At 50.1% G+C, this 14,296-nt stretch carries 18 protein-coding genes; 17 read left to right on the top strand and 1 reads right to left on the bottom strand.

Translation table 11 applies throughout. The features are described from left to right. Positions 1 to 117: 117 nt before the first annotated feature. The 17 genes from ACR0QW_RS09375 (at position 118) to ACR0QW_RS09295 (ending at position 12,973) form a co-directional block, all read left to right on the top strand. Positions 118 to 618: an RNA polymerase sigma factor gene (locus ACR0QW_RS09375; RefSeq protein WP_021840387.1), complete on the top strand. Its 501-nt coding sequence runs from the start codon at positions 118 to 120 to the stop codon at positions 616 to 618. A gap of 130 nt (positions 619 to 748) precedes the next feature. Continuing rightward, positions 749 to 919, top strand: coding sequence for a hypothetical protein (locus ACR0QW_RS09370; protein ID WP_021840388.1), 171 nt, complete (start codon positions 749 to 751; stop codon positions 917 to 919). Further along, the gene (locus ACR0QW_RS09365; RefSeq protein ID WP_014128600.1) at positions 906 to 1,217 is read left to right on the top strand and encodes a glycoside hydrolase family 18 protein; all 312 of its coding nucleotides are present in this window, start codon (positions 906 to 908) and stop codon (positions 1,215 to 1,217) included. The genes ACR0QW_RS09370 and ACR0QW_RS09365 overlap by 14 nt, the downstream gene beginning before the upstream one ends. After that, positions 1,207 to 2,334 carry a DUF2800 domain-containing protein gene (locus ACR0QW_RS09360; protein WP_432643410.1) on the top strand — a complete coding sequence of 376 codons (1,128 nt, stop codon included), beginning with the start codon at positions 1,207 to 1,209 and terminating at the stop codon, positions 2,332 to 2,334. Before ACR0QW_RS09365 ends, ACR0QW_RS09360 begins: the two co-directional genes overlap by 11 nt. Before the next feature lie 13 nt (positions 2,335 to 2,347). Continuing rightward, on the top strand, positions 2,348 to 2,914 hold the full coding sequence (locus tag ACR0QW_RS09355) for a DUF2815 family protein (RefSeq protein WP_118022856.1): 567 nt from the start codon (positions 2,348 to 2,350) through the stop codon (positions 2,912 to 2,914). A gap of 15 nt (positions 2,915 to 2,929) precedes the next feature. Further along, positions 2,930 to 3,118, top strand: coding sequence for a hypothetical protein (locus tag ACR0QW_RS09350; RefSeq protein ID WP_118022855.1), 189 nt, complete (start codon positions 2,930 to 2,932; stop codon positions 3,116 to 3,118). 56 nt (positions 3,119 to 3,174) lie between these two features. Further along, a complete protein-coding gene (locus tag ACR0QW_RS09345; protein ID WP_432643409.1) occupies positions 3,175 to 5,163 on the top strand; it encodes a DNA polymerase in 1,989 nt (662 codons plus the stop codon). Positions 5,164 to 5,250: 87 nt separating this feature from the next. Further along, positions 5,251 to 5,913, top strand: a complete 663-nt coding sequence (locus ACR0QW_RS09340; protein ID WP_292301093.1) for a Rha family transcriptional regulator — start codon at positions 5,251 to 5,253, stop codon at positions 5,911 to 5,913. Between the two features lie 3 nt (positions 5,914 to 5,916). Continuing rightward, positions 5,917 to 6,141: a hypothetical protein gene (locus ACR0QW_RS09335; RefSeq protein ID WP_009014568.1), complete on the top strand. Its 225-nt coding sequence runs from the start codon at positions 5,917 to 5,919 to the stop codon at positions 6,139 to 6,141. Next, positions 6,119 to 6,514: a DUF4406 domain-containing protein gene (locus ACR0QW_RS09330; RefSeq protein ID WP_009014567.1), complete on the top strand. Its 396-nt coding sequence runs from the start codon at positions 6,119 to 6,121 to the stop codon at positions 6,512 to 6,514. The genes ACR0QW_RS09335 and ACR0QW_RS09330 overlap by 23 nt, the downstream gene beginning before the upstream one ends. Before the next feature lie 4 nt (positions 6,515 to 6,518). Further along, positions 6,519 to 8,762 carry a phage/plasmid primase, P4 family gene (locus ACR0QW_RS09325; protein ID WP_432643408.1) on the top strand — a complete coding sequence of 748 codons (2,244 nt, stop codon included), beginning with the start codon at positions 6,519 to 6,521 and terminating at the stop codon, positions 8,760 to 8,762. A gap of 138 nt (positions 8,763 to 8,900) precedes the next feature. Continuing rightward, entirely contained in the window at positions 8,901 to 9,209 is a 309-nt protein-coding gene (locus ACR0QW_RS09320; protein WP_009014565.1) for a VRR-NUC domain-containing protein, read from the top strand. Continuing rightward, positions 9,206 to 10,579: an SNF2-related protein gene (locus ACR0QW_RS09315; protein WP_432643407.1), complete on the top strand. Its 1,374-nt coding sequence runs from the start codon at positions 9,206 to 9,208 to the stop codon at positions 10,577 to 10,579. Before ACR0QW_RS09320 ends, ACR0QW_RS09315 begins: the two co-directional genes overlap by 4 nt. Beyond that, positions 10,576 to 11,013, top strand: coding sequence for a hypothetical protein (locus tag ACR0QW_RS09310; RefSeq protein WP_014128989.1), 438 nt, complete (start codon positions 10,576 to 10,578; stop codon positions 11,011 to 11,013). The genes ACR0QW_RS09315 and ACR0QW_RS09310 overlap by 4 nt, the downstream gene beginning before the upstream one ends. A gap of 39 nt (positions 11,014 to 11,052) precedes the next feature. Continuing rightward, entirely contained in the window at positions 11,053 to 12,105 is a 1,053-nt protein-coding gene (locus ACR0QW_RS09305; protein ID WP_432643406.1) for a restriction endonuclease, read from the top strand. Next, positions 12,095 to 12,280 (top strand): hypothetical protein, encoded by a 186-nt coding sequence (locus tag ACR0QW_RS09300; protein ID WP_131219490.1) that lies wholly within the window; start codon positions 12,095 to 12,097, stop codon positions 12,278 to 12,280. Before ACR0QW_RS09305 ends, ACR0QW_RS09300 begins: the two co-directional genes overlap by 11 nt. A 333-nt stretch (positions 12,281 to 12,613) precedes the next feature. After that, positions 12,614 to 12,973, top strand: coding sequence for an HNH endonuclease (locus ACR0QW_RS09295; protein ID WP_039899514.1), 360 nt, complete (start codon positions 12,614 to 12,616; stop codon positions 12,971 to 12,973). A gap of 115 nt (positions 12,974 to 13,088) precedes the next feature. Here the strand turns inward: ACR0QW_RS09295 and ACR0QW_RS09290 are convergent, their stop codons facing one another. After that, positions 13,089 to 14,060, bottom strand: coding sequence for an Abi family protein (locus ACR0QW_RS09290; protein WP_045172499.1), 972 nt, complete (start codon positions 14,058 to 14,060; stop codon positions 13,089 to 13,091). Positions 14,061 to 14,296 lie beyond the last annotated feature (236 nt).

Genomic DNA, 14,296 nt, shown 5'->3' with positions numbered 1-14,296 from the left:
TTAATCACGTCAGCCTACTGGGATGGTTGGCCATAGAAGCGAGGATGCATCTTATGGTCAATTTCGACAGGCTGCCTGCGTGGATTCTCGCTTCGCATTATGCGAAGGAGATCGCGCATGGCCAATCTACAGACAAACAAAGACAAAAAGTACTACATTCCTCTGGAACTCACTTCAGAAAACGTCATCACCGAGGAGTACAAGGACTGTGAAGTCCGCTGGTCAAAAATCGGCTGCCGTAAGGTACGTACTGTCCTGATTCCGGCAACTGAAGAACAGTATCGCGCTTACATGCGGCCAATCTGGCGTGAAGACAAAAGAAAACAGCGACATGGAGATGATGAAGTATCCGCTGACAAGCTCCATGATGAATTCAAGCTGGAACCGGAATGTGACTTCAACTTGGAGGAGATTGTCCTGAAAAAAGAGTTGCTGACAGCTCTCCGGCGAGAACTAGTTGCACTGCAAGACATTGACCGGACCATCCTGACGATGATTGCCGATGGCTTCAGCGAAGCGGCGGTCGGGGAGTCAGTCGGGCTGAGTCAGAAAGCCGTCAACAAGCGGAAACATAAGCTTTACGCGTTACTGCAGGACCGTCTCAAGGATTATCGCTAAACAGCCAGGGAATCCGGCTGCGAACAAAGCGGCCGGATTTTTTTGGAAAATCGGTACTTAACGATGATGCGGTTGTCCTATTACTGGTGGAGGGCGAACGAAGAAGCCCTTTAGGAAGGAGGAACCCAAGATGATGTACACACAGACACCTGAAAAACTGGCTCAGCAGCAAAAGCTGGACCGGGAACTGGCGGCGGTGCTGATGACCATCAGCGCCACGACCCGCAGTATCGCTAGGAACATCCATCTCTTATCAATGCAAAGATGTGCGAAAGGAGTCAATCCGTATGACAAACGATGAACTGCAGAAACTGGCAGCGGCCCTGGGCGATTGCGGCAAGGCACTGCTGAAGATTTCCGAGGCCATGGCGGTGAAAGAAGATAATCCGACAGCTTCGGAAGCGAAATCAGAGAAATTGGAAAAGCCGCTGACACTGGAAGATGTCCGCAAAGTCGCTGCCGACAAGGCCCGCAAGGGATTCACGGACGAAGTTCGCAGCCTTATCCAGAAGTACGGGGCGGACAAGCTGTCCGGCATTGATGCGGCACAGTATGAAGCGTTCCTGAAGGAACTGGAGGTGATTGGCCATGCCGGATAAACATGCGGTGCTGTCCGCATCTTCTTGCTACCGCTGGCTGGCCTGCCCGCCGTCTGCGAAGGAATGTGCCAAGCTGCCGGATACCTCCAGTGAATTCGCCCGCCAGGGAACGGATGCCCATACGCTCTGCGAATTCAAGGTGAAGACGGCGCTGGGGCAGAAACTGGAAGATCCGACGAAGGGACTCACGTACTTTGATGAGGAGATGGCGGAATGCACTGATGAATACGCGCAGTTCGTCATGGAATGCCTGGCCACAGCCAAAGCATCCTGCAAGGACCCGATGATCATGATCGAACAGCGGCTGGACTTTTCCCAGTGGGTGCCAGGCGGTTTTGGAACAGGCGACTGCCTCATCGTAGCCGACGATACCCTGACAGTCATCGATTACAAGCATGGCTTGGGAGTCCTGGTGGATTCCGAGAAGAATCCGCAGATGATGTGCTATGCCCTCGGTGCGCTGAACCTGTTTGATGGCATCTATGATATCCGCCAGGTGTCCATGACGATCTTCCAGCCCCGCCGGGACAACGTCAGCACCTGCACCATGAGCAAGGAAGAACTGCTCCAGTGGGCCGAAACGGTGCTGAAGCCTGCGGCAGAACTGGCGGCGAAAGGTGAGGGCGAATATAAAGCCGGTGACCACTGCCGCTTCTGCAAGATCAAGGCAACCTGCCGCAAGCGGGCCGAGTACAATCTGGAACTGGCCCGGTATGATTTCGCCGTCCCGTCCACGCTGCAGGATGAAGAAATCGAAGCCGTCCTGGAGAGGGCCGATGAACTGGTGAACTGGGCCGGGGATGTCAAGGAATACGCATTGCAGCAAGCCCTTTCCGGCAAGCAGTGGGACGGATGGAAACTGGTCGAAGGCCGGTCGAACCGCCGCTACGTAAGTGAAGAAGCAGTCGCCGCCAAAGTGGAAGAAGCGGGCTTCGACCCATATGAAAAGAAGCTGCTCGGCATCACGGCAATGACAAAACAGCTCGGCAAGAAGCGGTTCGAAGAACTGCTGTCAAATTTAGTCGAAAAGCCGCAGGGAAAACCGGTCCTGGTACCGGAATCGGATAAGCGTCCGGCCATGCACACCGCGGCAGATGATTTCAATGTTAAATTTTAAGGAGGAAAAAATTATGTCTAAAAATTATGTAAACCCGTGCAAAGTAATTACTGGTGTCAACACTCGTTGGTCTTACGCTAATGTTTGGGAACCAAAGTCCATCAATGGAGGTACGCCGAAGTACAGCGTCAGCCTGATCATCCCTAAGTCGGATACGAAGACCGTAGAAAAAATCCGCGCCGCCATTAAGGCCGCTTACGAAGAAGGCCAGGGCAAACTCAAAGGCAACAATCGTGTAGTTCCTGCACTCGAAGCTATCAAAATCCCACTCCGTGACGGTGATTTGGAACGTCCGGGTGATGATGCCTATAAGGACAGTTTCTTCATCAATGCCAATTCTACTACGAAGCCTGGCATTGTCGATGCCGACTGCCAGCACATCCTGGAACGCTCTGAAGTCTACTCTGGCGTCTATGGCCGTGCTTCCATCAGCTTCTACGCTTTTAACAGCAATGGCAATAAGGGCATTGCCTGCGGCCTGAACAACCTGCAGAAAATCCGTGACGGCGAACCCCTCGGTGGCAAACCACGTGCTGAAGATGACTTCGCTACAGCTGACGATGACGATTTCTTGGCATAAGGAAGGAGAATTTCAATGGAAACTACGATGCAAATGATTTTAGAGCTGATGTATTGCCTGGTGGCACTGGCTGCAAGCGGTTTTTTTGTGGCCTTAATTTATACAGACCTCAAGAAAGATCAACGTGACGAAGAAATAGCACGGCACCGGGAAGAACGGGAAGCGGAATATCACCGCAAACAGATGGAATCTTTTCGGAAATAAGTAGTAGTGAATAGCGGCGGGGCCTTGTGCCTCGCCGTTTTTTCGAGGTGAAGCGTATGAAAACCATCAGTATCGATATTGAAACATTCAGCGATATCAATCTGGCAAAATGCGGCGTGTACAAATATGCCGAATCGCCAGCCTTTGAAATCCTTCTTTTTGGATATTCGGTGGACGGCGGCAAAGTGCAGGTCGTTGACCTGGCGCAGGGAGAGCGTATCCCCAACGCTATCCTGGATGCCCTGACCGATGAATCCGTTACCAAGTGGGCGTTCAATGCCAGCTTTGAACGGGTCTGCCTGTCGCGCTACCTGTGTGACCTGGGAATGAGCCTGGATCCGTTCCGTGACCATCATCCGCTTTCCCAGGACTGTGCCAGGTTCCTCAATCCGGCAGGATGGAAATGCTCCATGATCTGGTCGGCCTACATGGGGCTGCCCCTTTCACTGGAAGGCGTCGGTGCCGTTCTGAAACTGGATAACCAGAAGATGAAGGAAGGCAAGGAACTGATTCGTTACTTCTGTGTACCATGCAAGGAAACCAAAACGAATGGTGGCAGGACGAGAAATCTACCTCATCATGCCCCGGATAAATGGACCCTGTTCAAGTCTTATAACAAACGAGACGTAGAAGTGGAAATGGCCATCCAGGAGCGGCTGAAGCACTACCCAGTACCGGAACAGGTATGGGACGAATACCATCTGGATCAGGAAATCAACGACAGAGGCATTGCCATTGACCGGACGTTGGTCGGCCAGGCCGTGGCCATGGATGCCCGGTGCCGGGAATCATTGATGGACGAGTTAAAGAAAAAGACGGGGTTGGAAAATCCGAATTCCGTCATACAGATGATTGCCTGGCTGGAACAGCACGGGATGAAGACTGATTCTTTGAGCAAGAAGCAGGTACAGGAACTGCTGAAGACGGCAGAGGAACCGCTGCGCAGTGTACTGCTTCTCCGGCAGAAGCTGGCAAAGTCTTCGGTCAAGAAATACCAGGCTATGGAACTGACGGCCTGTAATGACAGCCGGGCCAGGGGTATGTTCCAGTTCTATGGGGCCAACCGGACCGGGCGGTTTGCTGGGCGGCACATTCAATTACAAAATCTTCCCCAGAATCATCTGCCGGATCTTTCGGAAGCCCGGGGACTGGTGCGCCAGGGAAATTATGAAGCCCTGGAACTTCTGTACGACTCCATACCTGATGTTCTTTCCCAACTGATCCGCACCGCCTTTGTGCCACGTAAGGGAATGAAATTTGTGGTATCGGACTTTTCGGCAATTGAAGCACGGGTCATTTCGTGGCTTGCCGGGGAGAAGTGGAAATCAGATGCCTTTGCGGCCGGGCAGGACATCTATTGCACGACAGCCAGTCAGATGTTTGGTGTACCTGTGATGAAGCATGGGATAAATGGCCACTTGAGGCAGAAAGGCAAAATCGCAGAATTGGCCTGTGGCTATGGCGGTTCTGTCGGTGCGCTGAAGGCGATGGGCGCACTGGAAATGGGACTTTCGGAAGATGAACTGTATCCTCTGGTGCAGTCCTGGCGGTCGGCCAATCCGCATATTGTCGATTTCTGGTGGCAGGTGGATGCCGCCGTGAAGACAGCCATCAAGGAACATATCCCTATGAGGGTGGGCGTCATCCGCTTCCTGTACCAGAGCGGCATGCTGTTCATCCAGCTTCCCAGCGGACGGCGGCTTTCTTATGTGAAACCCAGAATAGGCGAGAACCGCTTCGGCGGGGAATCCGTCACCTATGAAGGCATCGGCGCAATGAAGAAGTGGGAGCGGCTGGAAAGTTACGGCCCGAAATTCGTGGAAAATATCGTCCAGGGCATCAGCCGTGACATCCTCTGCTATGCCATGCAAACTGTTCGATGCAGTGATATTGTCGGCCATGTCCACGATGAACTTATCATCGAATGCGACAGGGATGTCAGCGTTGACGCCATCTGTGAGCAGATGGGGCGGACGCCGCCGTGGGCTGAAGGATTGTTGCTCCGGGCAGACGGATACGAATGTGAATTTTATCAGAAAGATTGAAACGGAGGTACTTAAAGCAGCGGATTCTGTCCTGTTACTGATAGAGGACGAGTTCCTCGGAAATTTTAACGAAAGGTGGAATCCGCTATGAAGAATTTGATTCCCGAAGATGATTACGGTATGTTCGCTGACCCGGAAGGAGTAGCCAGGGTCGATAGCCTGTTTGTCGCTGCAATTTTTGAGAAAGGCCATCGCCATGTATTGCGGGATATCGCCAGAATCATTGAGCCCAGATCTGGGCTCAGTGAAAATTTCATCCATGACAATTTTATACTCAGTACCTACAAAGATGCCAGAGGAAGGAAACTGCCGCGTTACCTGCTGACCCGTGATGGCTTCACGATGCTGGTCATGGGCTACACAGGCCCGAAGGCAATGCACTTCAAGGAACTCTATATCCAGCGTTTCAACGAGATGGAACAATGTGTCCGGTCGCTCCTGTCTGCCCGGCAGGAATTCCCGATGCTGACGGATATGATCTGCCGCCTGCATGAAAGCCCGAAGCCGTATCACTTCAGCAACGAATGCGACATGCTGAATCGCATCGTTCTCGGCATGTCTGCCAAGCAGTTCCGGTTGGCCAACGACATCGAAAAAGGGCAGAGCATCCGGCCTTATCTGACTGCGCGGCAGATCCATGCTCTGGACCGGCTGCAGCACCTGGATTACGGTCTGCTGTATTCCTGCCCGGATTTCCAGCAGCGCAAACAGATGCTCATGACCTATTACAAGACAGAACTGGAGGGATGAAGCATGTTTTACGTCAAGGAACCGATTCATGATGCCATGGAAGTCACAATCGAAATCAACGATGAGAATGTATTCTGCCGCTGCCCGGTTTGTGGCAGAGAAATCCTGGTGGATCTGGAGGAAGTCCTGGGCGATGGGAAGGGCGACCTGTTCGGGACAGCGGTCCTGTGTGAAGACTGTGCCCGGGAACTGATGGAGGTGCGCGATGGAGATGAACCCGAAGCGTAACGCCGAACATTATCCCGACCCCACAGCCTATCAGGCCATCCGGAATGCGGAACCGGCAAGGTTCCCGTTCCGGCCAGTGGTATACGTGTGTTCGCCCTATGCCGGGGATGTGGAGGCCAATACGGCCAGGGCGAGGAGGTACTGCCGCTATGTGACAAATCAGGGAGGCATCCCGCTGGCCCCGCATCTGTACCTGCCCCAGTTCCTGGATGAAAAGACGGAGCGGGACCTGGCCCTTTTCATGGATATCGCCCTTTTGTCCAAGTGCGCGGAACTATGGGTATTTGGCGATGCCATCTCGGACGGGATGCAGAAAGAAATCGAGTACGCCCGGCGCAAAAGAAAGCCTGTCCGGTATATTGAGGAGGTTTAAGAACATGGAATTTACCCTTTATACGGCAGCTCTTACGGGAGCAGAAGCTAATTGCCGTTATCCAGAGCGACGGAAAATCAGCTGTGCCGAAGATCTTGAAGCTGCGGTTGCGTTTGACCATGTCTGTGTAGCATTCAAAAATGATTACCGGAAACGGGAGAATTTTCTTTCATCGGATGTCCTAGTCATGGACTGCGATAATTCGCATACGGAAAATCCTGCTGAATGGAAGACCATGGAGAAATTCTTGGCCATGATGCCGGAGGTTGCCATGGCTATCGTCCCATCACGGAATCACATGAAGCCTAAAGACGGGAAGTGTGCCAGGCCGCGCTTTCACGTCTATTTTGAGATTCCCGAGATTACAGATGAACCGTGCTATACGGAGCTGAAGCGGGCTGTTTATCACGCATATCCTTTTTTCGACGAAGCGGCTCTTGATGCAGCCCGTTTCATCTACGGCTGTCCGGCTGAGAAGGTGCTGTGGCAGAATGGGAAAATGACAATCGACCAGGTGCTGAAGGCCCGGGAAGCCGGGATACACAGCATTCCCCAGGGACAGCGCAATAATACCATGAGCCGCTTTGCCGGCCGGGTCATCAAACGGTACGGAGCAACAGAGCGGGCCTACTCCATTTTCCTTGAAGAGGCCGAAAAATGCGACCCTCCGCTTGCTGATGCAGAACTCAATAAAATCTGGCAGAGCGCTGTGCGTTTTGGTGAAAAGATTGCCAGGCAGGATGGGTACATCAGCCCGGACCAGTACAATAACGATTTTGCCCGTCAGGGCAGCCTGAAGCCGGAAGACTACTCGGATATCGGTCAGGCCAAAGTGCTGAAGCGGGAATATGGTGATGAGCTGCGGTATACGGAAAATACCGATTTCCTGCGGTACAACGGTATCTATTGGGCTGAATCCCATCAGGAAGCCATCGGCGCAGCGGAGGAACTCCTGGAACTGCAGCTGGCAGATGCCAGGGACCAGATGGAAGCTGGCAGGAAGGCACTGCAGGAAATGGGCGTTGCAGCAGAACTCATCGATAAGGGTGGCCGGATGCTGGAAAAAGTCATCGAAGGCAGTCAGCAGAAAGCCTTCCAGTCCTACCAGGCGGCTTTGGCATATTATGCCTTTGTCATGAAGCGGCGGGATATGCGCTACATCATTTCGGCCCTGCAGGCCCTGAAGCCGATGCTGCTCATTCCCATCCAGGCCCTGGATGCGGATGAGTTCCTGCTCAACACGCCTTCGTTTACGTATGACCTGCGGCAGGGGATGGCGGGCAGGCGGAATCACCGTCCGGAAGATTATATTACCAAATGTACCGCTGTCGATCCAGGAGAGGAAGGGGAGACGGTCTGGCAGCAGGCCCTGGACGAGTTTTTCACGGGCGACCAGGAGCTGATTGATTACGCCCAGGAAATCTGCGGGCTTATGGCTATTGGCAAAGTGTACGTGGAAGCCCTGGTCATTGCCTATGGCGATGGACGGAACGGGAAATCTACGTACTGGAATTCCATTGCCCGGGTGCTGGGGAGCTATTGCGGCGGTATTTCTGCGGATGCCCTGACGGCGAACTGCAAGCGGAACATCAAGCCGGAAATGGCGGAACTCAAGGGCAAGCGCATGGTCATCGCGGCCGAGATGGAAGAAGGTGTCCGGCTTTCTACTTCCGTCCTGAAGCAGCTCTGCTCTACGGATGAAGTCGGCGGCGAAAAGAAATACAAGACGCCGTTTACCTTTGTGCCGACCCATACGCTGGTCCTGTATACCAACCATCTGCCCCGCGTCGGAGCCAGTGATGAAGGGACATGGCGCCGGCTTATCGTCATCCCCTTCAAGGCACAGTTTGAAGGCCATGGCGAAATCAAGAACTATGCGGATTATCTGGTGGAAGCAGCCGGTCCTGCTATCCTGCGCTGGATCATCGAAGGGGCGGAGAAGGTCATTGCCAGCGAGTACCATCTGACCATGCCGAAATGTGTGCGGGATGCTATCCAGGAATACCGCGGGCAGAATGACTGGCTCCGCCATTTCCTGGAAGACTGCTGCGATGTGGATCCATCATGCCAGGAAAAGTCCGGGGCGCTTTATACGGCCTACCGCTTGTACTGCCAGCAGATGAACGAGTATACCCGCAGCACGACGGATTTCTATGGAGCACTGGAGAAAGCCGGGTTCGACAGGCGCAAGCGGAAAGCAGGGTATTTCATTTACGGATTGAAACTGAAAGTCACAGATTTCTTGTGAGAAAAGGGAAGGGTGCAGGTCGGTGCAGGTCTATCCATAAACTCCCTTTAGGGCTGAAAAATAGAAAAAATGCCTTTAAGGAAAGTTTGCGGAACGACCTTCAACGACCTGCACCCCAGTAAAAAAGAGGTGATACCGATGCGGGAAAAAGAGATAGAACATAACCTGGTGATGGAAACCAGGAAGGCAGGCGGTATGGCAGTGAAGTTTGTTTCGCCATCGTTTTCCGGCATGCCGGACCGCTTGGTCCTATTGGGTGATGGGAAGATAGGCTTCGTGGAAGTGAAGGCGCCGGGGCAGAAGCCGAGGCCGCTGCAGCTGAAGCGGCATGCCATGCTGCGGAGGCTGGGCTACCAGGTCTTCGTCCTGGATGCCATGGAGGACATCCCTGCTGTCCTAAAGGCCATTGCCCACACGCCCGATGGGAAAGGGGGCGGAGATGCATGAAGTTTATGCCGCATGAATATCAGAAATACGCCATCGAATATATCAAGTCCCATCCCGTCACGGCCCTGTTCCTGGACATGGGCCTTGGCAAGACGGTGACAACGCTGACGGCCATCCGGGACCTGATGTATGACACCTTTGAAGTACAGCGGGTGCTGGTTGTCGCTCCGCTGCGGGTGGCGAGAGACACCTGGCCGGATGAAATCAAGAAGTGGGATCACCTGAAATGTCTTTCCTGTTCCGTCGTGGTCGGCAACGTGGCAGAACGAAGAAGAGCCTTGCAGCAGGATGCGGATATCTATAGTGTGAACCGCGAGAACCTGGTTTGGCTCTATGAGAACAGCCGCCTTGATTTCGATATGGTCGTCCTGGACGAGCTGTCGAGTTTCAAGAACCACCAGTCGAAGCGGTTCCGGGCCATGAAGGCTTTGCGCCCCAGAGTGAAACGCATCGTCGGCCTTACGGGAACGCCCAGCGGCAACGGACTGATGGACCTTTGGGCCGAGTTCCGCATCCTGGATATGGGAAAGCGGCTGGGGAGATATATCAGCCAGTACCGGAACCTGTACTTCCAGCCGGATAAGCGCAATGGCATGGTGGTGTATTCCTACAAACCCCTACCGGGAGCGGAAGAAGCCATCTATCACCAGATTGCCGACATCACCGTGTCCATGAAGGCGACCGATTACTTGAAAATGCCGGAGCTGGTGAGCGTAGCGAAGGAAGTCAGCCTGAGCAAGAAAGAAAAGGAACGGTATGATGAACTGAAGAAATCCCTGGTGCTGGAACTTCCAGGCGGCGAGATCACAGCCGCCAATGCCGCGTCGCTTACCTTGAAACTTTCGCAGATGGCGAATGGTGCCATTTATACAGATGAAAAGGGTGTGGTGACCATCCATGACCGGAAGCTGGATGCCTTGGAAGACCTGGTGGAAAGCGCCAACGGGAAACCGGTCCTGGTGGCCTATTGGTTCAAGCACGATAAAGAACGTATCCAGCAGCGGATGGAAGCCCGGGAGCTGAAGGAGCCGCAGGACTTCGCCGACTGGAATGCAGGAAAGATCCCCGTGGCTCTTATCCATCCGGCCTCTGCCGGACACGGGCTGAACCTTCAGCAGGGCGGTTCCATCCTGGCCTGGTTCGGTCTGACCTGGAGCCTGGAGCTGTACCAGCAGACCAACGCCCGGCTCTGGCGGCAGGGGCAGACGGACAAGACGGTCATCATACAGCACATCGTAGCCAAGAGCACGATTGATGAGCGCATCCTGAAAGTCTTGGAACACAAAGACGGAACCCAGTCTGCACTGATCGAGGCGGTGAAAGCTGACCTGGGGATAACGGATACGGGAAAGGATGGTATAATAAAATGAGCGAAGAAATCAAAGGGGAAATGGATTATATGCAAGTGAAAGCCTACCTGGAACAGGCAAGGAATATCAATATCCAGATCGACAGCAAGCTGGAACAGGTATCAGCACTACGGCAACTGGCGAGAAAAGCAACATCTACCTTAAGCTTGGTACCACCAAGTGGTACTCCCAATCCGCACCGCTTGGAAGATACGATTATCCGGATGATGGATCTGGAACGTGAAGTGGATGAAGAGATTGACAGGTTAGTGGATTTAAAGGCCGAAATTATGAAAACAATCGGTCAGGTGCCGAATGATCGGGAAAGGGTGGTGTTGGAGCTACGTTACTTGGCCTTTAAAGATTGGGCGTCGATTGCAGGAACATTGAAACTGAATGTACGGCAGGTATACCGGATGCACGAAGAAGCGTTAAAAAATATAGGCCATTTCTAAAATCGTGATAATATGGATTGAGGATAAGGAGAAACTATCATGAGTGTATTTGTTTTTCGAATCAATTATAATGAGGATTTTCAAAAAGTGCGTCAGGAAATTCTGCAGGGACGCCTCCACCAGGGCTGGGGGGCCGATGGCATGCGAATTGATGTGGAAGAAAAGGATTTTTTGAAGGCATGGAACAAGGTCTGGACAAATGACGGTTCAGATTCAGAAAAAAGCAGGCGCTATAGAAACCTTCGTATTATGCTGGAAATCAAACCTGATGATTTGATTATCGTGCCAAAAGTCAGTCTGCGTAAGGAAAAAAATAATCCGTGCCGTAGCTTTTCCATCTTAAAGTGTGTAAAGCCATATGATTTTAAAATTCCTGACGGTTGGGATGATTTCGGGAATTTCATTACAGTGAGACCGCTTTTCAGCTGTCCATATAATGCAAATAACGAGGCAAGAATTATTTCTACAAAATTTAAGGCCTATCAATCGCCCATTAATCATGTTTGGAATAATGATTTTATTGAAGCAGTGGGCGTTTTGATCAGCTTATTTAAAAAAGATCCTGATGCAATTGCTAATCCCAACACTTCATTGATTGATCATCTTAATACTGCAACAAAAAAGACAAGAGATGAATATTTAAATGATATAGTCAAACAAATGGTGAAGTGGGATTCCCATACCTTTGAAGATATCATTGCAAAGCTGTTTGAGAAAAATGGTTATGCTGTTATCGCCAAGAATCAGCATGAAGATGGGGGCGATATTGATATTGTCCTATCTGCGGTTCAGAACAACTCTTTGCTGGATGCTATCAGCAATATCAATACAGGGAATGCAATCTTCCCCAGAATCTGTATCCAGGCGAAAAAGAAAGAAGGAACAGATGCAGATGATCTGCATGGTGTGAAACAGTTAATCCTTATGAAGGATAAGGAAGAATATCAGAACTCTATCTTTATTGTCATTAATTCTGAAAAAGAGTTTTCAAATGATGCTAAGGAAAAAGCAGGAAAAGCAAATATTATTTTGCTGAATGGATATCAATTCGCCAATTTGCTGGTTCGTTATGATGTCGAGCTTGGACTTTGATCTGGGCAATGCGTTTTTATCTAAAAAGGAAATACTGAAGGAATATATTACTGAAGGCCTGAACCGTAGATATGGATGTGATATTCCTGAGCAAATTAATTCCCGTCTGACGCTTGAGCGAAAGAAACTCGAGCAGAATTCTCAAAACATCGATATTTTTCTTGCGGCAAAGTGACTTCTCGAGAGATGTTAGCTGAAAATTTGGCAATATATCTTTCATGTCGCTGTGGGGAGTGTTCAGTTTGCTAATCTCCTTGGCTTTACGAAGCTAGATCCCCTTTGTATATGGCTTTGATGGCAGAAGGGGGCATTTAATAAGAAAATTGGGCTTCTAAAACAGAGTTTTTAGAGGCTCCTTATAGAAATTCCCAGTAATTGTCAGTAAGTGTCACGTAAACAGCACTAGATGTCAGTACTATCTGCGTGGTATAGTATAATCAGCAAGAAAAGAATGAGGGACCGTGGTTTAAAAGCCATCGGTCCTTTTTTGATGCCGGAGATGATACGAATGCCAAGAAGACCACAGACACCGTGCAAGTATCCGGGATGCCCAAGGCTGGTGCCGTATGGGAGAAAATATTGTGACGAACATGAACAGCAGTGCCAGGGCGAACGGAAGAACGCGGTGCTGCGCGGCTACGGGAGAGAGTGGCAGAAAGCCAGGAAGTTCTTTCTGAATCGTCATCCATGGTGTGTCCGATGCAAAAAGAAAGGACGGCTCGTCCCGGCAACGGTCGTGGATCATATCAAGCCGCATCGCGGCGACCCGGACTTGTTCTGGGACGAAAAGAACTGGCAGACTTTGTGCAAGAGCTGCCATGACCATAAGACGATGACCGAAGACCGGGAAATAAGATATCAATATTAGTCAAAAAAAAGAGACTCGACGCATCGAGTCTCTTTAGGGCCTAGTCCGAAGACGTCAGCCACTTTCTTCAAAGTTATTATAGCAAATAAATTCCCCAAAAGCAAGAAAATTATAATTATGACCTTGTGAGGAATGCTTTTAGTGATTCCATATTCTGCCTTGTTCCTGAACCAAGAATTTGATTCCAAATAGGAGTTGAAATTTGTTGGCGTAATAGTTCTTTGCTATTATTATAACCAGAAATGAGTTGTTTACATTCTGTTTTTGTTACTTGCATTTTTCTTAGCACATAAATGATTAATATGATGTAAGCATCAATATATTGAAAATCAATTTGTTGAACAGATGTTTCTTTCTGCAAGAGGCTGACAAGGCGTGGACTAATTTTATTGGTACGGAAGCGAGCATCAAAAATTACATTGTTATGAGCGATTGCATTACGTAGATCCTTAATTGTAAAGATAATATCTTTAGTCAATTCACCGTCGGCGTCCAGATTTGAAGGTAGTCCTAACAACTTAGAGGTATAGAGTTTTACACTTTTATTACAACACCAAAAGAAGGTGCCAAAATCTCCAAGTGTCATGGATTCAAATATAGCCCAGATAGGAATTTCACGATCTTGATTGAAGAAGTGATTAACAATTTGATTATGTTGACCATAGTCACGTTTAAGCGTATTGTTAATGGAACCGCGTAATGTCATTCGCTTAGTGAAAAAACGTTTATATTCATGACTACCAGCTCCAAATGTTTTATAATAAGTCAGAGAACGATTAAAGATGTCATTAATGTTTTCGGATTTGCTATCAGCAAGGACAGCCTCAATGACATAGCTTTTGAGCGCTGTTTCGATGAACATGACTTTTGAATACAGCAATGATTTTAAATGCATATCAAAATTATTAATGGCGAGTAGTTCATCGAAGGTGCGGAAGGATATTCGATTTTGAGGAGTGCGGATGAAACGATATCCTTTATATCCGTGGTAATAGCCAAGGTTTCGTAAAGCATGAGCCTGGTTGCTTTTTATGGACATGTTATGATTATTACGTAAGTAACGCATCATTTGTCTTATAGTGAGCATGAATACTGACCTCTCCCGTTTTCTTTTTATTATAACATTGGAAATGGGAAATGAATAGAATAATAATGGGCGGGGGGATGTCAATCTCTGTAGCTCTTCCGTCCATGACCGCCGCCCCCTCAAACGTGAAAAAACGCGAAATTCATAAGGGGGGATACCCGGCATCTAAAATCGAATCATCTGCTCCAGGCTATTTGGCCCGGAGCTTTTTTGTTGTGTGAAAGGAGCCTGTCATG

It is taken from the genome of Acidaminococcus sp. (assembly GCF_050873445.1).
Taxonomy (GTDB): Bacteria; Bacillota; Negativicutes; order Acidaminococcales; family Acidaminococcaceae; genus Acidaminococcus.
This window is presented reverse-complemented; position numbering and strand designations above follow the sequence as displayed.